Consider the following 25675-nt stretch of genomic DNA (forward strand, 5'->3'; position numbering starts at 1 on the left):
TGGCGGCGCGCCCTACTTGACCATCGGCAGCTTGAGCGCGTGCTTCTTCGCGGTCGCTACGGCGATGTCATAGCCAGCGTCCGCATGGCGCATCACCCCGCTGGCCGGATCGTTCCAGAGCACGTTGCCGATGCGCTTGGCCGCGGCCTCGGTGCCGTCGCACACGATCACCATGCCCGCGTGCTGCGAATAGCCCATGCCGACGCCGCCGCCGTGGTGCAGGCTGACCCAGGTCGCGCCGCCCGCGGTGTTGAGCAGCGCGTTGAGCAGCGGCCAGTCGCTGACCGCATCGGTGCCGTCCTTCATCGATTCGGTCTCGCGGTTCGGGCTCGCGACCGAGCCGGTGTCGAGGTGGTCGCGGCCGATCACGATCGGCGCCTTGAGCTCGCCGGTCCGGACCATCTCATTGAAGGCCAGGCCCGCGATGTGGCGCTCGCCCAGGCCCAGCCAGCAGATCCGTGCGGGCAGGCCCTGGAAGGCGATGCGCTCGCGTGCCATGTCGAGCCAACGGTGCGTGTGCTTGTTCTCGGGGAACAGCTCCTTGATCTTGGCGTCGGTCTTGTAGATGTCCTCCGGGTCGCCCGAGAGCGCGACCCAGCGGAACGGGCCCTTGCCTTCGCAGAACAGCGGTCGGATGTAGGCGGGCACGAAGCCGGGGAAGTCGAAGGCGTTGGCCACGCCTTCGTCGAACGCGACCTGTCGGATGTTGTTGCCGTAGTCGACCGTGGGCACGCCCATGGCCTGGAAGTCGAGCATGCCCTGCACGTGCACCACGCAGGACTTGGCGGCGGCGGCCGTGAGCGCCGCGTGCTGCGACGCATCCTTCATCGCGGCCTGCCACTGCGGCACGCTCCAGCCCGCGGGCAGGTAGCCGTGGATCAGGTCGTGGGCCGAGGTCTGGTCGGTCACCAGGTCGGGCTTGATGGCGGTGCCGGCCTTGGCGCGGCGTGCGAGCTCGGGCACGATCTCGGCCGCATTGCCCAGGAGCGCGATCGACACGGCTTCCTTCTTCGCCGTGTGGTGCGCGATCAATGCGAGCGCGTCGTCGAGGTCCTTGGCCTGCTTGTCGACATAGCGCGTGCGCAGGCGGAAGTCGATGCTCGACTGCTGGCATTCGATGGCCAGCACGCAGGCGCCGGCCAACACGCCGGCCAGGGGCTGCGCGCCGCCCATGCCGCCCAGGCCGGCGGTGAGGATCCACTTGCCCGACAGGTCGTTGCCATAGTGCTGGCGGCCGGCTTCGACAAAAGTCTCGAAGGTGCCCTGCACGATGCCCTGCGCGCCGATGTAGATCCAGCTGCCGGCCGTCATCTGGCCGTACATGAACAGGCCCGCGCGGTCGAGCTCGTTGAACTTCTCCCAGGTCGCCCACTTGGGCACGAGGTTCGAGTTGGCGATCAGCACGCGCGGTGCGTTGGCGTGGGTCTTGAACACGCCGACCGGCTTGCCCGACTGCACGAGCAGCGATTCGTCGTCCTCGAGTTCCTTCAACGAGGCGAGGATCTGGTCATAGCACTCCCAGTTGCGCGCGGCGCGGCCGATGCCGCCGTACACCACCAGGTCTTGCGGGCGCTCGGCGACTTCGGCGTCGAGGTTGTTCTGCAGCATGCGGAACGGCGCTTCGGTGAGCCAGCTCTTGCAGGTCAGCGTGCTGCCGCGCGGCGCGCGGATCACGCGGGTCGGGTCGTGGCGCGGGTCGGCGGTGAGTTTTTCAGGTGCGTTCATGGATCGGTTCTCCTCAACTACTACTGGGCGATGGCGTGGAACGAATGGCTGGGCAGGCAGCCCAGCAAGGCGGACGGCAGATCGGCGGCCAGCGCCCACTGGCGCATCGCCTCGATGTCGGGGGCGAGATAGCGGTCGCGTTCGAGGAAGGCGACCTGGGTGCGGATCTTGGCGAACTCGGCTTCGACGAGCGCGGAGCTCTTCAGGCCGCCGCCGGGCCGCCCCAAGGCGGCCTGCGCCCCCTCGGGGGGAAGCGAGGACACGTCAGTGCCGAGCGTGGGGGTGACGCTGCCGCGCTTGAGCTCGATGCCCTGGGCCGCGCACATCGCTTCCACACCGACCACCACTGCGGTGTTGTCCACCATGTCGCCGAGCCGGCGCGCCGCGAAGGTCGCCATCGACACATGGTCTTCCTGGTTGGCCGAGGTGGGCAGGCTGTCGACGCTGGCCGGGTGCGCGAGCGACTTGTTCTCCGACGCAAGCGCGGCGGCCGTGACCTGCGCGATCATGAAACCCGAGTTGAGGCCGCCGTCGTGCACCAGGAAGGGCGGCAGGCCCGAAAGTCCGGTGTCGAGCAGCAACGCGATGCGGCGCTCGCTGATTGCACCGACCTCGCTCACGGCCAGCGCGATGATGTCGGCCGCGAAGGCCACGGGCTCGGCATGGAAGTTGCCGCCCGAGATGACTTCGCCGGTGTCGACGAAGACCAGCGGGTTGTCCGAGGCGGCGTTGGCCTCGATCACCAGCACGCGCGCCGCATGCGCGAGGTTGTCGAGGCAGGCGCCCATGACCTGCGGGATGCAGCGGATCGAGTACGGGTCCTGCACGCGGCCGCAGTCGGCGTGCGAGGGCACGATGTCGCTGCCGTCGAGCAGTTCGCGCACGGCCGCGGCCACCGCGATCTGGCCGGGCTGGCCGCGTGCCGCATGGATGCGCGCATCGAAGGGCTTGATCGAGCCCTGAATGGCTTCGAGCGACAGCGCACCCGCCATCAGCGCCGACGCGAACACGTTCTCGGCGCCGAACAGGCCCGCCAGCGCCAACCCTGTCGACACCTGTGTGCCGTTGAGCAGCGCCAGGCCTTCCTTGGGGCCGAGCACGAAGGGGTCGAGGCCAATGCTGCGCATCGCCTCGGCACCGCTGACCACGCGACCGTCGGCCATGGTGGCCTGGCCTTCGCCGATCAGCACGCAGGCCAGGTGCGCCAGCGGCGCGAGGTCGCCCGAGGCGCCGACCGAGCCCTTGGCGGGGATGCGCGGCATGACGCCGGCGTTGAACAACGCCAGCAGCGCATCGACCAGTTCGGGCCGCACGCCCGAGTGGCCGCGCGCCAGGCTCACCGCCTTGGTGGCCAGCACCAGCCGCACCACCGGCGCGGCCAGCGGCGCACCCGTGCCTACGCTGTGCGAGAGCACGAGGTTGCGCTGCAGCTCGGCCAGATGGTCGTTGCCGATGCGCGTGCTCGCGAGCTTGCCGAAGCCGGTGTTGATGCCGTAGACCACCTGGTCGTTGTCGACGATATGCTGCACGGCGGCCTGCGCGGCGCACATGCCGGCGGTGGTCGACGGGTCGAGCGACAAGGTGACGCCGCCCGCATGGATGGCGCGCAGCAGTGGCAGATCGACAGCCGCCGGCGTGAGCACTCGGGCGATAGGAGAAGCGATGGAAAGACCGGTCATGTTACTTGTCTATACAGGTGGTTCGGCGCGTGAGCGGGCGGATGTGGACAGCGGAAAACGGTGCGGCCTCAGCCGAAGCTGGGGTTGCCGTCGGCGCGGAAGCGGCTGCCGAGGCGGTAGCGGGAAGCGGGGTGCAGGCAGCGCACCCAGGTGACGGGCGTGGTGCGCGTCCAGGTGCGACGCGTCAGCAGCAGGCAGGGTTCGGTGAGGGACATCGCGAGCCGCTCGGCCTGTTCGGGGCTGGGCAGCACCGCGTCGACCAGATGCTCGATCTGGTCGAAGGGCACGTTGCGCACCAGGTACTCGCTGGGCGGCATGACCTCGAAATCCTGGGCCAGATAGTCGGGCACGACGAGCGGATTCACGTAGCGCTCCTCGAGCTGCACGGGCGTGTCGTTCTCGCGGTGCAGGCACACGCTGTGGAACACCGATGCGCCGGACTGCAGGCCCAGCCACACGGCCACGTCGGGCGCGGCGGCGATGCGTTCGACGGCCAGCATCTCGCAGCGGTAGTCGTGGCCGCGCTGGCGGATCTCGCTCGCGATGTTGGCGATCTGCAGCAGCGTCGACTGCGGCTTGTCCTCGGCCACGAAGCTGCCGACGCCGGCCAGGCGGGTGATGCGGCCCTGCGCGACCAGCTCGCGCAGCGCGCGGTTGACCGTCATGCGCGCGACGCCGAACTGCGCGACCAGCTCGTGCTCCGACGGCAGCCGATGGCCGGCCGGCCAGGTGCCGTCCTGGATCTTGCGAGAGATGAATTCCTTCACCTGCTCGTAGAGCGCAAGGGCCGGCAGATCGCGTTTCATGGCCGTGGTTTCTTTTCAGTGCTCGGCCGAGGCCATGGACTCGGCGCGGATCTCTTCGGTGAGCTGCGCCTTGATCGCCATGAATTCGGGCGAGGTCTTGATCGTGTAGTGGCGCGGGTGCGGGAAGTCGACCGCGATTTCGGTCTTGATGCGCCCCGGCCGCGCGCTGAACACGGCCACGCGGTTGGCCATGAAGATGGCCTCGTCGATGTCGTGCGTAACGAACAGCACCGTCTTCTGCGCCGACTCCCAGATGCCGAGCAGCAGCTCCTGCATCAGCACGCGGGTCTGGTTGTCGAGTGCGCCGAAAGGCTCGTCGAGCAGCAGCATCTTGGGGTCGTTGGCAAGCGCGCGCGCGATGGCCGTGCGCTGCTGCATGCCGCCCGAGAGCTGCTTGGGAAAATGGTTCTCGAAGCCGCGCAGGCCGACCTTGGCGATGAAGAAGTCGCTGCGCTCCTTCTGCTGCGCTTCGCTCATGCCGCGCTCCCGGAGCCCGAAGCGGATGTTCTGCGCGATGGTCAGCCAGGGGAACAGCGTGTAGCTCTGGAACACCACGCCGCGGTCGGCGCCCGGGCCTTCGATGCGCTCGCCGTCGAGCAGCACCTGGCCGGTGGTTGGGAAGTCGAGGCCGGCGACGATGCGCAGCAGCGTCGACTTGCCGCAGCCCGATGGGCCGAGGATGGTGACGAAGTCGTTTTCCTTGACCTCGAAATCGATGGGCTGCAGTGCCTGCGTACGCTGGCCCTTGGTGCCCTCGAAGACGCGGGACACACCCTGGATGGAAAGCTGGTTGCGCGACATCAGATCGTGCTCCATGCAAAGAGCTTGCGGTTGAGGGCCTTGAATGCGAAGTCCGAGACGAGGCCGATGATGCCGATCACGATGATCCCGAAGATGATCTGCCCGGTGTTGAGCAGCGCCTGGCTGTCGGTGATCATGTGGCCGATGCCCGAGGATGAGCCGATGAGCTCGGCCACGATGACGTAGGTCCAGGCCCAGCCGAGCACCAGGCGCAGCGTCTCGGCGATGCCCGGGGCGGCGCCCGGGATCAGCACGCGCCTGACGATGCCGCGGCTGTCGGCGCCCAGCGTGTACGCGGCCTCGACCAGGTCCTTGCGTGCCCCGCCCACGATGACCGCGACCATCAGGATGATCTGGAACACCGAGCCGATGAAGATGACGAGCAGCTTCTGCGTCTCGCCGATGCCGGCCCAGAGGATGAGCAGCGGAATGAAGGCCGATGCCGGCAGGTAGCGGCAGAAGGACACGAAGGGCTCGAGGAAGGCCTCGACCGGCTTGTAGGCGCCCATCGCGATGCCCAGCGGCACGGCCACGACCGTGGCCAGCACGAAGCCGCCCAGCACGCGCCACACCGTCATGCCGATGTCGTGGATGAAGTTGTACTCGGTGAACAGCAGCCAGGCTTCCTTCACCATCGTGACCGGGCTGGCCAGGAAGGTCGGCGACACGAAGCCGCCCAAGGTGAAGAAGGCCCAGACCGCGACGAACAGCACGAAGAAGCCGACGCCGAGCAGCCAGCGGGCGCGGGCGCTCACCGGCTCCAGCGGCGCGATGCGCCGGCGCCGCACGGGCGCGAGCGTTGCCGCCGGGATCGAAGGAGGGGGCACGGGCATCGGTGCCGTTCGCGTGTTCGCCATTGTCTGTCTTGCTTGCTGCTTACTTGATGAACGACGCGTCGAAGGTGACGGCCAGGTCTTCCGGCGCCTTGCGGATCACGCCGGCTTCCAGCAGGATCTTCTCGGCGTCCTTCATGAAGGCCGTGAGCTCACCCGCGAAGAACTTCTGGTTGGCCGCCTTGTCCTGCCAACGCAGGTAGGCCGCCGACTTGGCGAACTGCTCGCCGGTCTGCTTGACCGCCGAGCCCATCAGCTCGTTGGATTTGGCCGGGTCGGCCTTGATCATCTCGAGCGCCTCGAAGTACGAGTTGGTCAGCGCCTGAGCGGCCTTGGCATTGGCCTTGAGCCAGGTCGGCGCACAGCCGACCGTGTCCATCACCATCGGGTAGTCGAGCGTGGTCGCGAGGATCTTGCCGGCGGCCGGATTGCTGCGCACGGTCGACAGGTAGGGCTCGTAGGTCATGGCGGCATCGTTCTGCCCGGCGACGAAGGCCTGCGCGGCGGCTTGCGGCGACAGCGTGGTGGTCTTCACGTCCTTGAGCGTCATGCCGTTCTTGCTGAGCATCCAGGCCAGGCCGAAGTAAGGCGCGGTGCCCGGTGCATCGACGCCGATGGTCTTGCCCTTGAGGTCAGCGAAGTTCTTGATGTCGCCGCGCACCGCGATGCCGTCGGCGCCGTAGGACTTGTCCATCTGGAAGATCTGGACGATGGGCACGCCGTTGGCGTTCCATGCGACGTGGGTCTCGATGGTGGTGGCCGCGCACTGGATCGCGCCGGATGCCAGCGCCAGGTGGCGGTCCTTCTGCGGGATCATCTTGAGCTCGACGTCGAGCCCGTTCTTCTTGAAGATGCCCGCCTTGTCGGCCAGCGACAGCGGCGCGAAGCCGGTCCAGCCGGACATGCCGAGCACGATCTTGGTGTCCTGCGCGGAAGCGGTGGTGGCAATGCCCGCTGCGCACAGGCCGGCTGCGAGCAGCGAGGTGACTTTGACGACCATCTTGACCATGGGTACTCCTGGATTCCGTTCGTGATGAAAAGCGAGCCGTTCGACGCGTCGGGGGCTGGCGCCCGCGTCGGTGAGAACGGATTGTGGCCATGCGCCCCAACTTGTCTATACAGGGTTACCCCAGCGCTCGATCTCGGTGCATTGTCTCAGTGGGAATGCACCAGATTGCTGTCTAGACAGGTTGGCATCGCGTGACCACTGGTCTATTGCAAAGCGCGTGCCAGCCATGGCACGGACCGATCGGGGACAATGGCCCCGTGTCCCTCGCCACCCTCCCCCCTTCCACCGAAAACCAGGGCAGCGCCACGCCCGCGGACATCCTTCACGAGGTGTTCGGCTACACCCAGTTCCGGGGTGCCCAGCAGGCCATCGTCGACCATGTCGTCGGCGGCGGCGATGCGCTGGTGCTGATGCCCACAGGCGGCGGCAAGTCGCTGTGCTACCAGATCCCGGCCATCGCGCGGCAGCGCGCGGGGCACGGCGTGTCGGTGGTGGTGTCGCCGCTGATCGCGCTGATGCACGACCAGGTCGGCGCGCTGCACGAGGCCGGCGTGAACGCCGCCTTCCTCAATTCCACGCTCGACTGGGAACAGACGCAGGACGTCGAGCGCCGCATGCTGCGCGGCGAGATCACGCTGCTCTATGCCGCGCCCGAACGGCTCAACACGCCGCGCTTCCTGTCGCAGCTCGACTCGCTGCACGAGCGCGGCAAGCTCAGCCTGTTCGCCATCGACGAGGCGCATTGCGTGAGCCAGTGGGGCCACGACTTCCGCCCCGAGTACCGCTCGCTCACCGTGCTGCACGAGCGCTATGCGGGCGTGCCGCGCATCGCGCTCACCGCCACGGCCGACGACCTGACGCGCGCCGACATCGTCGAGCGGCTGCAGCTGGAGGAAGCGCGGCAGTTCGTCTCGAGCTTCGACCGGCCGAACATCCGCTACACCATCGTCGAGAAGAAGGACGCCACCACGCAGCTGCTGCGCTTCATCCAGCGCGAGCACGAAGGCGATGCGGGCGTGGTCTATTGCCAGTCGCGCAAGCGCGTCGAAGACGTGGCCGTCGCGCTGCAGGACGCGGGCATCAACGCCCTGCCCTATCACGCGGGCCTCGATTCGGCGGTGCGCCAGAAGCACCAGGACCGCTTCCTGCGCGAGGAAGGCATCGTGGTGGTCGCGACCATCGCCTTCGGCATGGGCATCGACAAGCCCGACGTGCGCTTCGTCGGCCACCTCGACATGCCGAAAAACATCGAGGGCTACTACCAGGAGACCGGCCGCGCCGGCCGCGACGGCGCCCCCGCCGACGCCTGGATGACCTACGGCCTGCAGGACGTGGTGAACCAGCGCCGCATGATCGACGAGAGCCCGGCCGGCGAGGAGTTCAAGCAGGTCATGCGCGGCAAGCTCGACGCGCTGCTGTCGCTGGCCGAGGCGAGCGACTGCCGGCGCGTGCGGCTCTTGGGCTATTTCGGCGAGCAGAGCACGCCCTGCGGAAACTGCGACAACTGCATCACGCCGCCGCAGGTCTGGGACGGTACGGATGCCGCGCGCAAGCTGCTCAGCACCATCTACCGCGTGAACCAGCACAGCGGCATCAGCTTCGGCGCCGGCCACATCATGGACATACTGCGCGGCAAGCCGACCGAGAAGGTCAAGCAGTTCGGGCACGAGGGCATCAGCACCTTCGGCCTGGGCGCGGAGTTCAGCGAAGTGCAGTTGCGCGGCGTGCTGCGGCAGCTGATCGCGACCGGCGCACTGGCCGTGAATTCGGAAGCCTTCAACACGCTGCAACTCACCGACGGCTCGCGCGCGGTGCTCAAGGGCGAACAGGTGGTGAGCCTGCGCGAGTCGGTGTCGGCGCCGGCCGAACGCAAGCCGCGGCGCGAGAAGACGGCGCGCGGCGCGCCATCGCCCGCCGCCGCCACGCTGGACGAGGCCGGCCAGCAGCGCTTCGCAGCGCTCAAGGCCTGGCGCGCCGAGGTGGCGCGCGAGCACAACCTGCCGGCCTACGTGATCTTCCACGACGCCACGCTAGCCGCCATTGCAGAACGTGCCCCCGCCACGCTGGAAGACCTGCAGGGCATCAGCGGCATCGGCACCAAGAAGCTCGAGGCCTACGGGGCGGATGTGCTTCGGGTATGCAGCGCGTTCTGAGCCTCCGGGCCGTAAAAAAACCCGGTCAGGCCTGAGGCCTGCCGGGTTTTGAAGACGCCGACGGCGCACCTGGCGCCGTGGAGAAGTCGCTTTCCGCTTACCAGGAGAACATGCCGCCCACACCGGCCGCGGCACGGCCGTCGGTGCCGGTGCCGACGTTGAGCTTGATCTGCAGCGATTCGGAAATGCGTGCCGCCAAGCCCACGGCAACCGCCGAGCGGCCGTCGTAGGTGCCTACGCCCACGCCCATGCCGAAGTTCTTGCCGGCCTCGAGCGCCGGCATCGACGAGGCCGCCACGGCGATCGCGACGCCGGTGCCGGAAACCTTGCGGTTGTCGCTGAGCTGCTGCTGAACCTGCGCGTTGGTGGCCGCACCCGTGGTCGTGAGCGTGTCTGTCTTGATATCGCCGGTGTTGGTGATGCCGTTGGTGGTGGTGGTGCCCCGCACCGTCAGGTTGTCGGTGAGCGTGGTGCTGCCCAGGATCGTGTTGGTGCCCGTGGCGCCACTGCTGCGGATACCAGTGGTCAACGCGTTCGGGGAAGCGCCGGAGAAAATGCCGGTGCTGGTGGTGCTCGTGCCGCTGGCGGCGTCGTAGTCGGAGGCGGTCCCGCTCAACAGGCGACCCGTCCCGTTGTCGAAAGTGCCAGTGGTGGTCCCTGCATCGGCAGCGACGGTGCCCGTGATGATGGGGGCCGTACCGTTGAAGTGAAGCAACTGCGCAGCGTCGGGCGTCACGTTGACCACCGAGCCCCCCCCGTTCCCCGACGACGACGGGCTCTCCAACGAGATCTCCTTCGGCGTCTGGTTGATCTGCGTGAAGTTGCCCGCGCTGTCTTGGACGGTCGATTTGAAGGTCGTCGCTGTCTGCTGGATGCCCGACCCGTTCCCCGCAGTGTCAACCACGCCGAGAATGGTGCTCGTCGTTGTCTGCCCGAGCGCCGACGCATTGCCGGCACCGTCGCGGACCGCCGTGTTGGAGCTCGTCGCCGTCTGATTGAGCGACGCCTGGTTTCCGTTCCCGTCGTTCACTCTGAGAGAGCTGTTCGTCGCCGTCTGATGGAGCGATCCCAGATTCCCGCTGTTGTCCTTCGTCGTGACGGTGTTGCCCGTCGCCGCCTGGTCGATCGTCGCCAGATTGCCGGCACTGTCGTCGACATAAGAGGTCGAACCCGTCGCCGTCTGAAAGAGCGCCGCCTGGTTCCCGCTACCGTCTTTCACTCCGAGGACCCTGTTCGTAGCCGTCTGGTTGAGCGCCGTATTGTTTCCGGTACCGTCTTTCACCCCGACCGCGCTGGTTGTCGCTGTCTGGTCGATCTGCGATTGATTGCCGGCGTTGTCGCTGACCAGGGAATCCGACGTCGTCGCCGTCTGCTTGAGCGAAGTCTGGTTTCCGTTGCCGTCAGCCGCCCTGACAAGGTTGCCCGTCGCCGTCTGGCTGAGCGCCGTATTGTTTCCATTGCCGTCATTCACCCCGACGGAAGCAGTCGAACTCGTCTGTTGGATGGTCGACATGTTGCCAGTGCTGTCAAAGACCCGAGAGTTGGCCGTCGTCGTCGTCGTTGTGGACTGCGCCCCATGGCCCACACCGGCATCGCCGCTGCTCGACAGCGTGGTGGTGGCAATGTGGCCGGTGTTGGTCACGCCGTGGGTGGTGGTGGCGCCCTCCACCGTCAGGCTGTCGGTGAGCGTGGTGTCGCCGATCAGCGTGTTGCTGCCCGCGGTGTCGTCGCTGAGCAAGCCGGCCGACAGTTGCTGGTTGGCGCCGAAGATGCCGGCCTGGACGGTGTTCTTCGACGCCGCGGCGTCGTAGCTGGCGACCATGCCGTTGCGGATGGACTGGGGGCCGGCGTTGGGGCTGCGGTCGAAATTGCCGATGGAGGCCGTGTTGTCGTTCGCGCTCACGGCGCTGACGCCGCCCTGCGGGCGGCTGTGTTCGAGCGTCGCGCCGGTGGTGCTCACGCGGCTTCGCGAAGCCCCTGCCGTCGCCGTGATGTCTGTCGGCCGCTGGTCGACGACCGATCCGTGACCATTGGCGTCAAAGACGAAGCTCGTGACCGAGGGCCCACCACTGGCCGTCGCGGTGGAACCGCCCGGCCCGAAATTTCTGGCCTGTGTGCCATCGTCTACGTGAAGGGTGACGGACTGGGCCGATGCATGAGAAGCACACACGGCCAGGACGGCGGCCAACACCGTCGAGCGAGAAAAGAACCTCATTGAAAACTCCCTGGATGTTTTTTTTTAAAACCAAAGCAAAGCCACGCACAGTGCGTTGCCGTGCGGCCGGGATCCTAAGGAATTTCTTTTCAAAGCTCCTCAAATTGTCAATAACTTGGGTTTTGTTCGTGCAAAAGTACTCTTTTTGACCCAAGCACGGGCTTCCCGCGCGCATGGCGCAGGTCGCTCCTCATCGGCGCCGCGCGTCGCAGTCGCAGCCAGGCCGCACGCTTGCGCCCGTGAAGGCCCAAGCGCACCGTGAGCAGCGACGCTGCGTCTTTTTTTGCTACTGGAGGTCGGCGGACTCGATGATCCGGTTGGAGCGCAGCATGTTGCGATCCAGGTAGGGCGTGCCGCTCGCTTCGGGCAGCGGTGCCGCCGCGGCGCTGCGCCGCGCGGCCGAGGCCACGGCCGGCACCGGGCAGACGCCGCTGGCGCGATAGCTCAGCGCTGCCGCGAAGCGGCCCTCGGCCGGGTCGCCCAGCGCATGCTCGAAGTCGTCGGCGACAGTGCAGGTCGGCGCCATGCCGTCGCCGTAGTCACCGAAGCCCTTGGCGTTGACGCCCTGGAACTGGATCGCGAAGTAGGTGGTGCCGCAGTTGTCCTGCGGATAGAAGCCATAGGGCTTGCCGCAGGTGGCGGCGCCGATCAGGTCGACCGTGACGCCGATGCCGCGCAGGCCGTTGACCACCGACTCGCTGGCCGAGCAGGTGTCGGGGCCGGCCAGCACCGACACGCGGGTGAGCCCGAGCCGCGGCAGCGGCTGGCCGGCCGTGACCGAGTAGCCGCGCGTGGTGGTGGGGAAGAGCACCGACGACCCCGTGGCCGACACGTTGAAAGGATTCTTGCGGTTGAACTGCAGCTTCTCGAACACCGCGCTCTGGCTTGCCTGGGGCGTCGCGATCATGCTGGCCACCTCGCTGGCGATGCCCAGCAGGCCGCCGCCGTTGTAGCGCATGTCGAGCACCATGTTGTTCACGCCGGCCGCGCTCAATTGGCCCATCGCCGCCACCAGCTGGGCTTCGGACTTCGCGACGTGGTCGTTGAACTGCAGGTAGCCGACGCGGCCGCCCGGCGTGTCGAGGGTGCGCACGTTCTGCACCGGCGAGCGCTCGATGCCGGCGGACACCAGCGTGACCGTGCGCTCCGTGCCGTCCTTGGCGCGCAGCTTGAAGGCGTGGCTCTGGCCGCTGGTGGCCGGCGCCAGCGCGCTGTTGAGCTGGTCCACATCGGCCTGGCTGCTGGCGGTGGCCGCGTCGACCCCGTCGATGGCCAGCAGGGTGTCGCCGCGCACGATGCCGGCCCGCGACGCCGGCGAGTCCGGTTCGGTATAGGCCACACGGATGGTGCGCGGCGCCATGCGCTGCAGGAAGGCGAACTCGACACCGTAGCCGACCTCGGTGCCCTGCTGCACGTCGCCGTAGGTGGCCGTGGGATAGCTGAAATGAAAGCGGTCCTTGGCGCGGCCGGAGGCGGTGAGCACCGGCGTCTTGAGCACATTGAAGTAGGCGACCGGCGTGGCGTAGCTGGCGGCCTGCAGGTTGGTCGGCACCTCGTCGTACCAGAGGTAGGTCTGGTCGATCCAGCTGCGGACCCAGTTCTTCTCGTCGGCCACGGTGCCCGCGCGGTCGGCGTAGGCCAGCCCGGTGGACGGGTTGATGCCGGTGCGCGGCGCGACGCACTGGGCCGCACTGCTGGCCGCGCTCGGCGGTGGCTCCGTCGACGGGGTGGCACCTGACCCCGATGCAGCACCACCGCCGCCGCCTCCGCCGCAGCCGGCGATCGACAGCACGGCGGCGCAAGCCATGCCCTGCAGCACAAGGCGCACCGCGCCGTCCGGGTTCCGGTGTGTCATGTCTCCCCCCATCGCTTTCTTCTGGTGACGCCGCATCGATCCCGCCGAAGGCGTTGCGTCTGTTGTGGTGGCTGCCCCCTCGGGCAGGTTTCGGTTGGCGGCCGATGCTATTGCACGAAGCCCATGCCGCGCGATTCGCGCACTTCAGGCTTGATGCGGTGCTCGGCCTCGAGCTGGTCGAGGAATTCGGCCGCCGAGAACTCGGCCGCGAGGATATCCGTTTGCCGCTTCACCGCCGCGAAGTCGCCCGGGCACAGCTGCGTCAGGCGCGCGAGCCGCTGCCGGAGCGCCGCATCCAGCAGCGACGCGTCGCCGGCCAGCGCCTCGGCCACGAACATGCGCTCGCGCTGCGGCGCGGTCAGCGGCATGAACTTGATCTTGAAGGTGAAGCGGCGCAGCGCGGCCTGGTCGAGCCGGTCGAGCAGGTTGGTGGTGCAGACGAAGATGCCGCCGAAGCGCTCCATGCCCTGCAGCATCTCGTTGACCTCGGTGACTTCGTAGGTGCGCTGGGCGCCGCGCCGGTCCTGCAGGAAGGAATCGGCCTCGTCGAGCAGCAGCACGGCCTTCTCGGCTTCGGCTTCCCTGAACATGGCGGCCATGTTCTGCTCGGTCTCGCCCACGTACTTGCTCATCAGGTCGCTGGCCTGCTTGACGATCAGCGGCCGGCCGATGGCCTGCGCGATGTGCTCGGCCAGCGCGGTCTTGCCGGTGCCGGGCGCGCCGTAGAAGCACAGTGTGCCGTGGCCGCGCACGCGCAGCGCCTCGACGATGCGCGGGAGCTCGAAGCGGGTCTCGACGTTGAGCATGCCCAGGTCGTAGGTGGTCACGCTGCGGCGCGCGCCGGGGGATTTGTCGACCGTGCCCAGCGCCAGGTCGGCGTTCTTCAGCTGGCGCTCGATCAGGCCCTCGACCGAGGCGTCGTCGGTGCGCGCCAGCTGCGCGAAGCGCACCGCGGTGCGGATCTGCGCGGGCGTCAGGCCGCGGCGCTCGGCCAGCTTGGCGGTGAAGGCATCGGACACCGTCACGCCTTCGAGCGTCTTGCGCACCAGCTGCTCGCGCGCGCCGGGCGGCGGCGACTTGAGTTCGAGGTGGTAGGCGAAGCGGCGCCGGAAGGCCGGGTCGATCTGCTCGATGCGGTTGGTGACCCACAGCGTGGGCACGGCGTTCGATTCGAGGATCTGGTTGACCCAGGCCTTCCCGCTCACGCTGCCGCTGGCGGGCGCGGCAATCTGCTCGGCGCGGGCCATGAACTGCGCGGCCTCGGTGCTGATCGGCGGGAACACGTCCTCGACCTCGTCGAACAGCAGCGCGGCCTGGGCGCTGCCCTTGAGGAAGACCTGGGCGATCTGCAGCGAGCGGTAGCGGTCGCGGCCCGAGAGCGAATTGCCGTCGCGGTCGGCGTACTCGACCTCGAACAGGTCCAGGCCCGCGGCCTGCGCCACCACCTTGGCCAGCTCGGTCTTGCCGGTGCCGGGCGGCCCGTAGAGCAGCACGTTGACGCCCGGCTCCTTGCGCGACACCGCGGCGCGCAACAGCGTGACCAGCATGCGCGCGTCCTCGGCCGCGAAGGAGAAGTCGTCGATGGTGAGCGTGCTCTTGGCCGACGGCCGGGTGAACACCGCCATCAGCTCGCTGTGGTCGCGGTACTCGCGCATCAGCACCGGCGGCAGCTTCTCGCTGACCTTCATCAGGTCGGCCAGGTCGGTGATGTTGTGTTCGGAGATCAGGTTCTCGACCAGCCCGATGCGCTCGAGCCGCGAGCCGGCGCGCAGCGCCTCGCCCACGTCGCTGGCGCTCACGCCCGCCACCTCGGCGATCGCGGCATAGGCCTCGGGCGCGTTGTTGACCTTGAACTCGACCAGCAGCGAGCGCAGGTCGCGCTGGTAGCGCGCCAGCGTGCCGTAGAGCAGCAGCGCGCGTTCGGCCTTGTTGAGCTGCAGCAAACCGGCCAGCGCCTCGATGTTCTTCTCGACCAGCGTCGACTGCTTGCGCAGCGCATGCGTGAGCCAGTCGCGGGTGACCGAGAGCACCGTGAGCAGGTCCTTGGGCTGGTCCTTGACGTATTCGTCGAGGTAGAAGAACAGCGTGCCCTCTTCATAGGGGCCGCGCCAGACGCCGTGGCGCTCCAGCAGCGTGCGGCCGTCGAAGGCCTCGACGCCCTTCCAGACCTCGTTGCCGGCGCAGCGGCGGCCGAGGAATTCGCGCAGGCGCTGCAGCACCGGGGCGGGCCACACCAGGTGGCGGCCGGTCAGCGAGAGCAGGCCGTTGAGGTCGCGGCGCACGTTGAAGCGCGGGCCCTGCTTGGCCGCGAGCGTGAGCACGAAGTGCGAACACATGAGCTCGAGCACCGGTGCTTCCTTGAGTCCGGGCGACGGCAGTGCCTGCCCGCGCAAGGGAGCAGTCACCGCATCGATACCCGCGCGCTTGACCATTCGACGACCTCCAATGAAGGAATCCCAGCGCGACCATAACGCAGAGTTTTGCGTTGTGGAAGACAGCGCATCGGTAAATGTCCCGATGTTGCAATTCCCTCCACAATGCCATGCATGATCGGTATCCAAGACATCGAACGCGCCGCGGCGCGCCTGCAAGGTCAGCTGCTGGCCACGCCCTGCGTCGAATCGCGCACCCTGTCCGACATCGTCGGCGCCCAGGTGTTCCTCAAGTTCGAGAACCTGCAGTTCACCGCCTCCTTCAAGGAGCGCGGCGCCTGCAACAAGCTGGTCGACCTGTCGGAGAGCGGCGTCCAGGGGGTGGTGGCCATGTCGGCCGGCAACCACGCCCAGGGCGTGGCCTACCATGCGCAGCGCCTGGGCATGCGCGCGACCATCGTGATGCCGCGCTTCACGCCGGGCGTGAAGATCGAGCGCACGCGCAGCTTCGGCGCCGAAGTGGTGCTGCACGGCGACACGCTGGACGCGGCGCGCGCCCATGCGGTCGAGCTGTCGGAGCGCGACGGCCTGGCGCTGGTCCACCCCTACGACGACGAGGCCATCATGGCCGGCCAGGGCACGGTGGCGCTCGAAATGCTCGACGCCGTGCCCGACCTGGACATGCTGGTGGTGTCGGTCGGCGGCGGCGGCCTGATCGCCGGCATGGCGGTCGCGGCGCGGGCCCGCAAGCCCGGCATCGAGATCGTCGGCGTGCAGACCACGCGCTTCCCGGCCATGGTCAACGCCGTCCAGGGCACCCACCACCCGCAGGGCACCAGCACCATCGCCGAAGGCATCGCCGTGGGCACGCCCGGCGTGCTGACACGCGCAGTGATCGAAAAACATGTGGACGACCTGCTGCTGGTCGACGAGGGCGACATCGAGCAGGCGGTGCTGATGCTGCTGGAGATCGAGAAGACCCTGGTCGAGGGCGCGGGCGCGGCCGGCCTGGCGGCGCTGATCCGGCATCCGGCGCGTTTCCAGGGCAAGCGGGTCGGGCTGGTGCTGTCGGGCGGCAACATCGATCCGCTGCTGCTGGCCGCGATCATCGAACGCGGCATGGTGCGCGCCGGCCGGCTCGCCCGGCTGCGCGTGAGCGCGCGCGACGTGCCGGGCATGCTGGCCCGGATCACCACGACCGTGGCCGAAGCGGGCGCCAACATCGACGAGGTGCACCACCAGCGCGCCTTCACCATGCTGGCGGCCCAGAACGTGGACATCGAACTGGTGCTGCAGACCCGCGGGCGCGCGCATCTGGCGGCGGTGCTGTCCGCCTTGCGACAGGCGGGCTTCGAGGCCGAAGAGCAGCATTGACCTGCTCCGGGCAAGCCCTCGCAGGGCGGCCGGGGCCCCTTGGCTAAAATGCGGGCAGTCTTGCCTTGCCAGAATTCAAAGGAATCCCCCATGTCCAACCCTACGCCCGTCGAACCCGGCCACGCTGCCACCGTTGAAAAAGACGCGGTCGAGTCGGTCGTGCACCTGATGCCGATCGTGCTGCCGCTGGTCGGTGGCGTGCTGATGCTGTTGCTAGCCTCCATCGCCGTCTACATGGCTTGAAGGTGCGGATGGACCTGCTGCGCGATCCGATCTCGCACCTGCGGTCCTCGCCGTACTGGAGTACGGCTGCGGTTCTCGGCGCAAGCTCGGACCGCTCGCGACGGTCCCTCCACACCTTCAACGTCCCGAAGGACTGAGCCTTCGTGCCGCGCCTGATCGGCCTGTAGCGCAGACGCCTGCGCCTCATCACCTCTCCGACCGAAAACGTTTTTTCAAACGGCTCTCCCGCCGACTCCGAGCCCCGCTCGAAAAGACGAATTTTCAACTCCGGAGATTTTCGATGAACGCACCTGTGATGAATGGCCTGCCCATTCAGGCGCCCCCGCACGTCAAGAACGCCAGGCTGATCGCCTGGGTGGCCGAGATGGCCGCGCTGTGCAAACCCGACAACATCTACTGGTGCGACGGCAGCACCGCGGAATACGACCGCCTGTGCCAGCAGCTGGTCGACGCCGGCACCTTCAAGAAGCTCAACCCGGCCAAGCGCCCGAACTCCTTCCTCGCCACCTCCGACCCGACCGACGTGGCGCGCGTGGAAGACCGCACCTACATCTGCTCGGCCACCAAGGAAAACGCCGGCCCGACCAACAACTGGATGGCGCCGGCCGAGATGCGCGCCACGCTGCAGCCGCTGTTCGACGGCTGCATGAAGGGCCGCACGATGTACGTCGTGCCCTTCTCGATGGGCCCGCTGGGCTCGCCGATCGCGCACATCGGCATCGAGCTGTCCGACAGCCCCTATGTCGCGGTCAACATGAAGATCATGACCCGCATGGGCAAGGCCGTGTACGACGTGCTGGGCACCGACGGCGAATTCGTGCCCTGCGTGCACACGGTGGGCGCGCCGCTGGCCGCGGGCGAGCAGGACGTCGCCTGGCCCTGCAACAAGACCAAGTACATCGTCCACTACCCGGAAACGCGCGAGATCTGGAGCTACGGCTCGGGCTACGGCGGCAACGCGCTGCTGGGCAAGAAGTGCTTCGCGCTGCGCATCGCATCGACCATGGGCCGCGACGAAGGCTGGCTGGCCGAGCACATGCTGATCCTGGGCGTGAGCAATCCCCAGGGCCAGAAGTACCACGTGGCGGCCGCCTTCCCCAGCGCCTGCGGCAAGACCAACTTCGCGATGCTGATCCCGCCGGCCGGCTTCGACGGCTGGAAGATCACCACCATCGGCGACGACATCGCCTGGATCAAGCCCCAGGCCGACGGTTCGCTGCGCGCCATCAACCCGGAAGCCGGCTACTTCGGCGTGGCCCCGGGCACCAATGAGCAGACCAACCCCAACTGCATGGCCAGCCTGCACCGCGACGTGATCTTCACCAACGTCGCGCTGACCGACGACGGCGACGTCTGGTGGGAAGGCATGGGCGAGGCCCCGGCCCACGCCATCGACTGGCAGGGCCAGGAATGGACGCCGGCCATCGCCAAGGAAACCGGCGCCAAGGCTGCGCACCCGAACGCCCGCTTCACCGTCGCCGCCACCAACAACCCGGCGCTGGACGAGGCCTGGGACGACCCGAAGGGCGTGAAGATCGACGCCTTCATCTTCGGCGGCCGCCGCTCGACCACCGTGCCGCTGGTGACCGAGGCGCGCAACTGGACCGAAGGCGTCTACATGGCCGCCACCATGGGCTCGGAAACCACCGCCGCGGCCACCGGCCAGGCCGGCGTGGTGCGCCGCGACCCGTTCGCGATGCTGCCCTTCATGGGCTACAACATGAGCGACTACTTCCAGCACTGGCTCGACCTGGGCAGGAAGCTCGAGGCCTCGGGCGCCACGCTGCCGAAGATCTACACCACCAACTGGTTCCGCAAGGGCGCCGACGGCAAGTTCGCCTGGCCGGGCTACGGCGAGAACATGCGCGTGCTCAAGTGGATGATCGACCGGATCGAGGACAAGGCCGCCGGCACCGAGCACGCCTTCGGCGTGTCGCCGCGCTACCAGGACCTGAACTGGACCGGCCTGGACTTCAGCACCGAACAGTTCGAGACCGTGACCAGCACCGACAAGGCCGCCTGGCTGGCCGAGCTGCAGCTGCACGGCGAGCTGTTCCAGCAGCTGGCGCACCACCTGCCCAAGGAACTGCCGGCCACCAAGGCCGAGATCGAGCAGCGCCTCGCGGCCTGATGCCGGATGGGCGCCTGGAGCGCCCACAAAAAAACCGCCCCTCGGGGCGGTTTTTTCATGGGGCCGGAGCCTGGCTCAATAGTACTTGCCGAGGTTCACGCGGCGCATCGCTTCGTACAGCGTCGGCACCTTCACGTCGGCCGAGCGCTGGGCGACGATCGCGCGGGCCAGCTGGGCCGGCACCTTGGCGGGCTCGCCGGTCAGGGCTTCGTGACGGGTCACGGCGGCCTGGATGTCGTTCATGATGCGGGCGTCGTGCTGGGCGTAGGCCAGGAAGCGCGCATCGCTGCGGGCCGCTTCACGGCGCTGGGCATAGGCGCTCCAGCCGGCGGTGGCACGGGCGGCCAGGGTGCGGGCCGTGCCGGCGAAGAAGGCCAGCACCACGAAGGCGACGGCCCACATCACGAGCCAGGCGACGAGCAGGCCGCCTTCGTCGATGTTCGACACCAGCTTGTCGGCGACGACGAGCAGGGCCGAAACCACGGCGGCCAGCAGCAGGGCGGCAAGGCCGCGCGAGCCGTCGACGTCATGCGAGGCGGTACGGAAATGGTCAAAAACGGCTTCGGCGCGGGTGACGCCCGGGTGAGCCGCCGGTTGATCAACGTGGACAAAGCTGGTCATGAGAATTTCCCTCCAAAGGGGTGAATGGCCGAAGCCGATGGACTGAATATTAGGGGTTACCCTAGTGTTCCGCCACTTTATCTTCTTGATGTTTATCATTCACAACGATGATGAACGTGAACTTCCGCACGCTGGACCTCAACCTGCTGCGCGTCTTCGACGAGGTGATGGCCGAGCGCAACCTGACGCGCGCCGCCCGCAACCTCTCGCTGACCCAGCCGGCCGTGAGCAACGCGCTGCGGCGGCTGCGCGAGGTGCTGGGCGACGAACTGGTGCGCCGGGCGGGCGCGGGCGTCGAGCCCACGCCGCGCGCGCTGGCGCTCTGGCCGACGGTGCGCGAGGCGCTGCTGCAACTGCAGCACACGCTGGCGCCCAACGAGTTCGACGCCGCGGTGGCCGACACCACCTTCGTGCTGGCCATGGCCGACGCCACCGCCGCCGAGCTGATGCCGGGCCTGATGCAGATCCTGGAAGCCGAGGCGCCGGCGATCTCGGTGCGCGTGGTGCCGCTGACCACGCGCGACCCGCGGCAGCTGCTGGAGAACGAGGAGGCCGACATGGCGGTCGGCTATTTCCCGGCCGTGATCGCCAGCCTCACGGCCCGCGGCCAGACCGGCGTGGCGGTGCCCTTCGAGGCCCAGCGCCTCTATGTGGGCCAGTACGTGTGCGTGATGCGGCGCGACCATCCGCTGGCGCAGAAGCCGCTGACGCTGGACGACTACTGCGCCGCGCGCCACCTGCTGGTGAGCTTCTCGGGCCGGCCCTACGGCTTCATCGACCAGACGCTGGCGGCGCTCGGGCGCGAGCGGCGCATCGTGGTGACGGTCAACCAGTTCTTCACCGCCGGCCGCGTGGTCGCGAACTCCGACCTGCTGACGGTGCTGCCGCGCCACTTCGTGAGCGTGACCGGCATCGACGCGCAACTGGTGCTGCGCGACCTGCCCTTCGACCAACCGCTGGTCCACGTGGACGCGGTCTGGCATCGGCGCGCACAGCACGGCCATGCGCACGAGTGGCTGCGCGCGGCGCTGGTGCGCTCGGCGGCGGCGGCTTTCGCGCGCTCGCTGCTGGGGACCGGCCCGGTGGCCGGGGCCGAAAAAAGCTGAAGAAGGCTCAGCGGACGACGCGCAGCCAGGCGCTGGCGGCTTCGCGCAGTTCCTGGGCGTGGTGCGCGTCGAGGCCGGCGCGCAGGTCGGCGCTTTCCATCAGCGTGGCGGCGTAGCTGGCCGGCACCTGGGCGGTGGAGGAACGGAAGAAACTGGCCACTTGGGCGATCAGACTGGACATGGTGTTTGCGCGGCCTGCCCGCGCTGGTGTTGGAAGGACTGTCTTAAGAATAAGGGTTATCCCTAGTCTTTCAACACGAACTTCATGCGCCTTGTGCATAGGGCGATCCGAAACCCGCCGCGGCCGCAGCCTCTAGACTGGGGCCATGAAGCTTCAACTGCTGTCCGACCTGCACCTGGAATCGCACCCGAACCTGCAGATCACCCCCGCGCCGGGCGCCGACCTGCTGGTGCTGGCCGGCGACGTCGGCTCCTACCAGGAGGGCTCCCGGCTGGTCGGCGACGACTTCGGTCTGACCCGCTTCTCGCCTCGCCACGGCTGGCCGACCCCGGTCTTCTATGTGCCGGGCAACCACGAGTACGACGGCACCGACCTCGACGACACCCACGCCCGCCTGCGCGCGCTGTGCGCCGAGCTGGACATCACCTGGCTCGAGCGCGAGACCGTGGTGCATGGCGGCGTCCGCTTCGTCGGCACCACGCTCTGGGCCGATTTCGACGCGCTGGTGGCACCGACCGACGACCTGGGCGAGCGCCTGAAGAAGCGCGGCAAGGCGATGCGCGCGGCCGACTTCTACCTCGTGAAGGCCGCAGCCACGCGGGGCGGCCACCCCTTTCTCGCGGCGCAGCAAAGAGAGCACTCACTCGCGTGCCAGGACTGGCTGCACAACGCACTCGCCGAGCCCTTCGACGGCACCACCGTGGCCGTGACGCACTTCGCCCCCACCCTGGCCAGCGCCGATCCGCGCTACGGCCTGCGCCCGGGCACGGCCGGCTTCTGCAACAGCCTGGACGAACTGCTGCCCCGCGCGCAGCTGTGGCTGCACGGCCACCTGCACTGCGCCTTCGACTATGTGAAGGACGGCTGCCGCGTCGTGGCCAACCCGCTGGGCTACGCGTCCAAGGGCGAGCAGGAAGGCTTCCGGCCCGACCGGCTGATCGAGGTGCGCTGACGCCGCCCCTATGATCGGCCGGCATCCGCCGAACGAACAACACGGGGAAGAACGCATGCTCAACGGCCTCTGGCTGGGCTTTTTCATGGTCGCAGCCGTGGCCGCGCTGGGGCGCTGGCTCATCGGCGGCGACCCGGCCGTGTTCGCCGCCATCGTCGAGAGCCTGTTCGCGATGGCGCGGCTGGCGGTCGAGGTCATGGTGCTGCTGTTCGGCACGCTCACGCTGTGGCTGGGCCTGCTGCGCATCGCCGAGGCGGCCGGGCTGGTGGCCTGGCTGGCCCGGCTGCTCGGGCCGCTGTTCCGGCGCCTGATGCCCGAGGTGCCGGCCGGCCATCCCGCGCTGGGCCTGATCACCATGAACTTCGCGGCCAACGCGCTGGGCCTGGACAACGCGGCCACGCCGATCGGCCTGAAGGCGATGCGCGAGCTGCAGACGCTCAACCCGCGGCCGGACACGGCCAGCAACGCGCAGATCCTGTTCCTGGTGCTCAACGCCTCCTCGCTCACGCTGCTGCCGGTGACGATCTTCATGTACCGCGCGCAGCAGGGCGCGCCCGACCCGACGATGGTCTTCCTGCCGATCCTGCTCGCGACCAGCGCGTCGACGCTGGTGGGCCTGCTGTCGGTCGCGCTGGTGCAGCGCCTGCGGCTCTGGGACCCGGTGGTGCTGGCCTACCTGCTGCCCGGCGCGCTGGTGCTGGGCGGCTTCATGGCGTTGCTGGCCACGCTGTCGTCGGCGGCGCTGGCCGCCCTCTCCTCGCTGATGGGCAACCTCGCGCTGTTCGGCCTGGTGATCCTGTTCCTGGCGGTCGGCGCCTGGAAGCGCGTGAATGTCTACGACCGCTTCATCGAGGGCGCCAAGGAAGGCTTCGACGTGGCGAAGAACCTGCTGCCCTACCTGGTCGCGATGCTGTGCGCGATCGGCGTGCTGCGGGCCTCGGGCGCGCTCGAGGTCGCGCTCAACGGCATCCGCTGGCTGGTGGTGAAGAGCGGTTGGGACACCCGCTTCGTCGACGCGCTGCCGACCGCGCTGGTCAAGCCCTTCTCGGGCAGCGCGGCGCGCGCGATGCTGATCGAGACCATGAAGAGCCAGGGCGTCGACAGCTTCCCGGCGCTGGCCGCGGCCGTGATCCAGGGCAGCACCGAAACCACCTTCTACGTGCTGGCCGTGTACTTCGGCGCCGTCGGCATCCAGCGCGCGCGGCATGCGGTGGGCTGCGCGCTGGCGGCCGAGTTCGCGGGTGTGGCGGCGGCCATCGGCGTCTGCTATTGGTTCTTCGGATAGCCCGCCCGCCGGTGCGGCCCCGGCGCATCGGCCAGAATAGCCTTCCGCCTCCTTCCATCTCCCTTCCTCGTGAACGTTCCCGTCCAGGCGCAGCCGCCCTCTTTCTCGGTCGATGAATTCCGCCAGGCACTCGGCATGTTCGCCACCGGCGTCACCATCGTCACCGCGCGCGCCGCCGACGGTTCGCTGGTGGGCCTGACGGCCAACTCCTTCAACTCGGTGTCGCTGACGCCGCCGCTGGTGCTCTGGAGCCTGGCGCTGAGCGCGGGGTCGATGCCGGCGCTGAGTGCGGGCTCGCACTACGCGGTCAACATCCTGGCGGCGAACCAGAAGGAACTGGCCGAGCGCTTCGCGAAGAAGCGCGACGACCGTTGGCAGGGCGTGGAATTCACCGAAGGCCTCGGCGGCGCGCCGCTGCTGGCCGGTGCCGCAGCCAGCTTCGAGTGCTTCAACCGCAGCCGCTACGACGAAGGCGACCACGTGATCTTCGTGGGCGAAGTGGAGCGCTGCAGCCACACGCCGGGCGCCTCACCCTTGTTGTTCCACGGCGGGCGCTTCTACACCGAACACCCTCTTTAAGCCTTGCCGTAGGTCGCGGCGAAGCGCTGCTGCAGGTAGTCGTTGGCCGTGATCGGCGCGTAGCGCGGTGCCTGGCCCGCGGGCACGCAGGACGGGATCGCGCTCACCAGTGCGTCCGGGTTCGGGTCGAGGAACACCGCGATCGAATAGCGCTCGGCGGTCGGCGCGGCCACGCGGTGCGGCGTCGACACGTAGACGTCGTCGGTCCAGCGCATCAGGCAATCGCCGACATTGCAGACGAAGGCGCCGGGCAGCGCCGGCACATCGAACCAGACGCCGTCGCGGCGGCGCACCTGCAGGCCGGCCACGCCGTCGGTCGCGAGCAGCGTGACGTTGCCGTAGTCGGTGTGGGTGCCGGCGCCGATCTGCGCGCTCGGCTCGGTCGACGAGGGCATCGGGTAGTGCAGCAGGCGCAGCGTGGCCAGCGGGCGGTCGATCTTGTCGGCAAAGAAATCCTCGGCCAGGCCCAGGTCGAGCGCGAAGGCGGTGTGCAGCCGCCGGCCCACCGTCAGCACCGCATCGAAGTAGGCCTGCACCGTCTCGCGGAAATCCGGCAGTTCCGGCCACACGTTGTCGGGCCGCGTCCGTCCGTCGGTCCAGATCAGGTTGAAGGCTTCCTTGTGGTCGGCGGCGGTCTTCTCGTCCAACGCTTCCACGCCCAGGCCGACGTAGCCGCGGTTGCTGCCCAGCTTGTCGATCGCCATCGCGCGCTTCGCCTCCGTCGGCTGTGCGAACAGCCGCGCGCTCTGCGCGAAGGTGGCGGCGACCTGTGCCGGCGCCACGCCGTGGCCGACGATGGCGAAGAAGCCGACCTCGCGGCAGGCGGTGCCGATGCGGCGGGCGACGGCGCGGCGCGCGGCCGCATCGTCGGAGGCCAGCGCGGTGATGTCGATGAGCGGGATGTCGTTCATGCCCGCATTGTGCTCAATGGCCGATCGCGGACTCGTGCCAGTTCTTCAGCAGCCGGTTGCCGATCGCGCTCACCACCATGAAGAACAGGAAGCCCAGCAGCGTGGCCGCGATCACCTCGGCGAAGAGCAGCGCGGTGTACATGCGGCCCTGTGCGAAGACGATCTGCACGCCGAGCCCGCCCTGCGCATTGCCCGAACCGATGATGAATTCGCCCACGATCGCTCCGATGACCGACAGGCCCGCCGAGATGCGCAGCCCGCCGATGATGTGCGGCAGCGCGCCCGGCAGCTGCAGCTTCCAGAAGGCGGTGAAGCGGCTCCTGTTGTGCAGCGCGAACAGCTCGGTGAGGTTGCGCGAGGTCGAACGCAGGCCGAGCAGCGTGTTGTTGACAATCGGGAACAACGACATGATCAGGCTGATGATGACCACCGACAGGTCGTTGTAGCCGAACCAGAGCACGATCAGCGGCGCGACCGCCACCACCGGCACGGTCTGCAGCAGCACCGCATACGGATAGATGCTGCGCTCGAGCAGTTTCGACTGGCTCAGCACCGCGGCCAGCGAGATGCCGCCCGCGATCGCGAGCAGGTAGCCGAAGGTCGCTTCCTTGAGCGTCGTGAGCGTGGCGACGAGCAGCACGCCCGCGTTCTCGGCCACCGCCGCCGCGACCTCCTGGGGCGAGGGCACGAGGTAGCCCTTGCCGGCGTAGACGGTGGCGGTCAGCAGGTACCAGCCGGCGAGCGCGATCACCGCCACCAGCACCACGGGCCAGCCGTCGCGCAGCAGCGTGGCGACACGCGAAGGCGCGCCCTGGGGGGCGTCGGGCAGGTTGGGAGACATGTG

The 25675-nt window shown here is 68.3% G+C and carries 21 protein-coding genes; 8 read left to right on the top strand and 13 right to left on the bottom strand.

Annotated features, from left to right (window positions below; genetic code table 11):
* Positions 1–12: 12 nt before the first annotated feature.
* The 6 genes from hutU to A9977_RS29700 all read right to left on the bottom strand — a co-directional run bounded on the left by hutU (position 13) and on the right by A9977_RS29700 (position 6853).
* On the bottom strand, positions 13–1725 hold the full coding sequence (hutU, locus tag A9977_RS29675; protein ID WP_183028402.1) for a urocanate hydratase: 1713 nt from the start codon (positions 1723–1725) through the stop codon (positions 13–15).
* 20 nt (positions 1726–1745) lie between these two features.
* Positions 1746–3404, bottom strand: a complete 1659-nt coding sequence (gene hutH, locus A9977_RS29680; protein WP_183028403.1) for a histidine ammonia-lyase — start codon at positions 3402–3404, stop codon at positions 1746–1748.
* Positions 3405–3472: 68 nt separating this feature from the next.
* Positions 3473–4210 (bottom strand): histidine utilization repressor, encoded by a 738-nt coding sequence (gene hutC / locus A9977_RS29685; RefSeq protein ID WP_183028404.1) that lies wholly within the window; start codon positions 4208–4210, stop codon positions 3473–3475.
* 15 nt (positions 4211–4225) lie between these two features.
* Positions 4226–5026, bottom strand: coding sequence for an ABC transporter ATP-binding protein (locus A9977_RS29690; protein ID WP_183028405.1), 801 nt, complete (start codon positions 5024–5026; stop codon positions 4226–4228).
* On the bottom strand, positions 5011–5844 hold the full coding sequence (locus A9977_RS29695) for an ABC transporter permease (protein WP_259652224.1): 834 nt from the start codon (positions 5842–5844) through the stop codon (positions 5011–5013). Before A9977_RS29695 ends, A9977_RS29690 begins: the two co-directional genes overlap by 16 nt.
* Positions 5845–5887: 43 nt before the next feature.
* A complete protein-coding gene (locus A9977_RS29700) occupies positions 5888–6853 on the bottom strand; it encodes an ABC transporter substrate-binding protein (RefSeq protein WP_183028407.1) in 966 nt (321 codons plus the stop codon).
* Positions 6854–7110: 257 nt separating this feature from the next.
* Between A9977_RS29700 and recQ the strand changes: the two genes are divergently transcribed.
* Entirely contained in the window at positions 7111–9006 is a 1896-nt protein-coding gene (gene recQ / locus A9977_RS29705) for a DNA helicase RecQ (protein ID WP_183028408.1), read from the top strand.
* Between the two features lie 97 nt (positions 9007–9103).
* On the opposite strand, the gene A9977_RS29710 is transcribed toward recQ, so the two are convergent.
* The 3 genes from A9977_RS29710 to A9977_RS29720 all read right to left on the bottom strand — a co-directional run bounded on the left by A9977_RS29710 (position 9104) and on the right by A9977_RS29720 (position 15508).
* The gene (locus A9977_RS29710) at positions 9104–11221 is read right to left on the bottom strand and encodes a YadA C-terminal domain-containing protein (RefSeq protein WP_183028409.1); all 2118 of its coding nucleotides are present in this window, start codon (positions 11219–11221) and stop codon (positions 9104–9106) included.
* 286 nt (positions 11222–11507) lie between these two features.
* Complete coding sequence (locus tag A9977_RS29715; RefSeq protein ID WP_259652212.1) at positions 11508–13076, bottom strand: S41 family peptidase; 1569 nt, start codon at positions 13074–13076, stop codon at positions 11508–11510.
* A gap of 107 nt (positions 13077–13183) precedes the next feature.
* The gene (locus A9977_RS29720) at positions 13184–15508 is read right to left on the bottom strand and encodes an ATP-binding protein (protein WP_183028411.1); all 2325 of its coding nucleotides are present in this window, start codon (positions 15506–15508) and stop codon (positions 13184–13186) included.
* A gap of 114 nt (positions 15509–15622) precedes the next feature.
* Here A9977_RS29720 and A9977_RS29725 point away from each other — a divergent pair, with 114 nt between their 5' ends.
* From A9977_RS29725 to A9977_RS29735, 3 genes are all read left to right on the top strand, one after another.
* Positions 15623–16822: a threonine ammonia-lyase gene (locus tag A9977_RS29725; protein WP_183028412.1), complete on the top strand. Its 1200-nt coding sequence runs from the start codon at positions 15623–15625 to the stop codon at positions 16820–16822.
* A 90-nt stretch (positions 16823–16912) separates the two neighbouring features.
* Complete coding sequence (locus tag A9977_RS29730; protein ID WP_183028413.1) at positions 16913–17065, top strand: hypothetical protein; 153 nt, start codon at positions 16913–16915, stop codon at positions 17063–17065.
* A gap of 280 nt (positions 17066–17345) precedes the next feature.
* Positions 17346–19196: a phosphoenolpyruvate carboxykinase (GTP) gene (locus tag A9977_RS29735; protein WP_183028414.1), complete on the top strand. Its 1851-nt coding sequence runs from the start codon at positions 17346–17348 to the stop codon at positions 19194–19196.
* A gap of 75 nt (positions 19197–19271) precedes the next feature.
* Here A9977_RS29735 and A9977_RS29740 read toward each other — a convergent pair whose 3' ends face one another.
* The gene (locus A9977_RS29740; protein WP_183028415.1) at positions 19272–19817 is read right to left on the bottom strand and encodes a hypothetical protein; all 546 of its coding nucleotides are present in this window, start codon (positions 19815–19817) and stop codon (positions 19272–19274) included.
* A gap of 110 nt (positions 19818–19927) precedes the next feature.
* On the opposite strand from A9977_RS29740, the gene A9977_RS29745 reads away from it, so the two are divergent.
* On the top strand, positions 19928–20923 hold the full coding sequence (locus A9977_RS29745) for a LysR family transcriptional regulator (protein ID WP_183028718.1): 996 nt from the start codon (positions 19928–19930) through the stop codon (positions 20921–20923).
* 7 nt (positions 20924–20930) lie between these two features.
* Here the strand turns inward: A9977_RS29745 and A9977_RS29750 are convergent, their stop codons facing one another.
* Positions 20931–21104, bottom strand: a complete 174-nt coding sequence (locus A9977_RS29750) for a hypothetical protein (RefSeq protein ID WP_183028416.1) — start codon at positions 21102–21104, stop codon at positions 20931–20933.
* 145 nt (positions 21105–21249) lie between these two features.
* Here A9977_RS29750 and A9977_RS29755 point away from each other — a divergent pair, with 145 nt between their 5' ends.
* The 3 genes from A9977_RS29755 (at position 21250) to A9977_RS29765 (ending at position 23920) form a co-directional block, all read left to right on the top strand.
* Positions 21250–22056 carry a metallophosphoesterase gene (locus A9977_RS29755; protein ID WP_183028417.1) on the top strand — a complete coding sequence of 269 codons (807 nt, stop codon included), beginning with the start codon at positions 21250–21252 and terminating at the stop codon, positions 22054–22056.
* Positions 22057–22111: 55 nt separating this feature from the next.
* Positions 22112–23341 carry a nucleoside recognition domain-containing protein gene (locus tag A9977_RS29760; RefSeq protein ID WP_183028418.1) on the top strand — a complete coding sequence of 410 codons (1230 nt, stop codon included), beginning with the start codon at positions 22112–22114 and terminating at the stop codon, positions 23339–23341.
* 69 nt (positions 23342–23410) lie between these two features.
* A complete protein-coding gene (locus A9977_RS29765; RefSeq protein WP_310936224.1) occupies positions 23411–23920 on the top strand; it encodes a flavin reductase family protein in 510 nt (169 codons plus the stop codon).
* On the opposite strand, the gene A9977_RS29770 is transcribed toward A9977_RS29765, so the two are convergent.
* Positions 23917–24831, bottom strand: a complete 915-nt coding sequence (locus tag A9977_RS29770; RefSeq protein WP_183028419.1) for an isopenicillin N synthase family oxygenase — start codon at positions 24829–24831, stop codon at positions 23917–23919. The two genes, A9977_RS29765 and A9977_RS29770, sit on opposite strands and share 4 nt — an antisense overlap.
* A 13-nt stretch (positions 24832–24844) precedes the next feature.
* Positions 24845–25672: an ABC transporter permease gene (locus tag A9977_RS29775; RefSeq protein WP_220812193.1), complete on the bottom strand. Its 828-nt coding sequence runs from the start codon at positions 25670–25672 to the stop codon at positions 24845–24847.
* Positions 25673–25675: the final 3 nt, after the last annotated feature.

The sequence above is a fragment of the Variovorax sp. UMC13 genome, assembly GCF_014170375.1.
Lineage (GTDB): Bacteria > Pseudomonadota > Gammaproteobacteria > Burkholderiales > Burkholderiaceae_C > Variovorax.

Coding starts and splice junctions, on each gene's coding strand:
- A9977_RS29775 (WP_220812193.1), bottom strand. CDS start 25,672: ATGTCTCCCAACCTGCCCGACGCCCCCCAGGGCGCGCCTTCGCGTGTC.
- A9977_RS29750 (WP_183028416.1), bottom strand. CDS start 21,104: ATGTCCAGTCTGATCGCCCAAGTGGCCAGTTTCTTCCGTTCCTCCACC.
- hutC (WP_183028404.1), bottom strand. CDS start 4,210: ATGAAACGCGATCTGCCGGCCCTTGCGCTCTACGAGCAGGTGAAGGAA.
- A9977_RS29725 (WP_183028412.1), top strand. CDS start 15,623: ATGATCGGTATCCAAGACATCGAACGCGCCGCGGCGCGCCTGCAAGGT.
- A9977_RS29710 (WP_183028409.1), bottom strand. CDS start 11,221: ATGAGGTTCTTTTCTCGCTCGACGGTGTTGGCCGCCGTCCTGGCCGTG.
- A9977_RS29695 (WP_259652224.1), bottom strand. CDS start 5,844: ATGCCCGTGCCCCCTCCTTCGATCCCGGCGGCAACGCTCGCGCCCGTG.
- A9977_RS29700 (WP_183028407.1), bottom strand. CDS start 6,853: ATGGTCAAGATGGTCGTCAAAGTCACCTCGCTGCTCGCAGCCGGCCTG.
- A9977_RS29720 (WP_183028411.1), bottom strand. CDS start 15,508: ATGGTCAAGCGCGCGGGTATCGATGCGGTGACTGCTCCCTTGCGCGGG.
- A9977_RS29730 (WP_183028413.1), top strand. CDS start 16,913: ATGTCCAACCCTACGCCCGTCGAACCCGGCCACGCTGCCACCGTTGAA.
- A9977_RS29755 (WP_183028417.1), top strand. CDS start 21,250: ATGAAGCTTCAACTGCTGTCCGACCTGCACCTGGAATCGCACCCGAAC.
- A9977_RS29690 (WP_183028405.1), bottom strand. CDS start 5,026: ATGGAGCACGATCTGATGTCGCGCAACCAGCTTTCCATCCAGGGTGTG.
- hutU (WP_183028402.1), bottom strand. CDS start 1,725: ATGAACGCACCTGAAAAACTCACCGCCGACCCGCGCCACGACCCGACC.
- hutH (WP_183028403.1), bottom strand. CDS start 3,404: ATGACCGGTCTTTCCATCGCTTCTCCTATCGCCCGAGTGCTCACGCCG.
- A9977_RS29745 (WP_183028718.1), top strand. CDS start 19,928: ATGAACGTGAACTTCCGCACGCTGGACCTCAACCTGCTGCGCGTCTTC.
- A9977_RS29770 (WP_183028419.1), bottom strand. CDS start 24,831: ATGAACGACATCCCGCTCATCGACATCACCGCGCTGGCCTCCGACGAT.
- A9977_RS29715 (WP_259652212.1), bottom strand. CDS start 13,076: ATGACACACCGGAACCCGGACGGCGCGGTGCGCCTTGTGCTGCAGGGC.
- A9977_RS29735 (WP_183028414.1), top strand. CDS start 17,346: ATGAACGCACCTGTGATGAATGGCCTGCCCATTCAGGCGCCCCCGCAC.
- A9977_RS29760 (WP_183028418.1), top strand. CDS start 22,112: ATGCTCAACGGCCTCTGGCTGGGCTTTTTCATGGTCGCAGCCGTGGCC.
- A9977_RS29740 (WP_183028415.1), bottom strand. CDS start 19,817: ATGACCAGCTTTGTCCACGTTGATCAACCGGCGGCTCACCCGGGCGTC.